This is a genomic window from Bacillus cereus (assembly GCF_007678085.1).
In the GTDB taxonomy this organism is placed as follows: Bacteria; Bacillota; Bacilli; order Bacillales; family Bacillaceae_G; genus Bacillus_A; species Bacillus_A cereus_BE.
In genome coordinates this window covers 1-262 of record NZ_VEDW01000037.1, presented here as the reverse complement: position 1 = coordinate 262, position 262 = coordinate 1, and the positions used below count along the sequence as shown (strand labels likewise).

Here is a 262-nt window from a genome sequence, read left to right as displayed (position 1 = left end):
AACTTTTATATACGCCAGGTGTACACTGGATTAACACAAGAAAAAGAGTTGCAGCCTTTGCAAAAAGAAGTTCTGGATCATATTCATAAAAATATTGGTAAGATGAATGACACACAACGTCTTGCCTATCAGAAGAAATTGGAAAAAGAGAAATTAAAGCCTAAAGAAGAACAGAAAGAGATTACATGTAATTTGTTTTCAGAACCTAATTTTGAAAAACCTTATGTAGATTACAACTTTCTAGATGCACTATTTAAGGCTA

Annotated in this window: 1 pseudogene; it reads left to right on the top strand. The window is 31.7% G+C overall.

Going from position 1 to position 262, the window contains the following annotated elements:
- Positions 1-262 (top strand): annotated as a pseudogene (locus tag FS742_RS27220) (RNA-guided endonuclease InsQ/TnpB family protein); the annotation flags it as partial.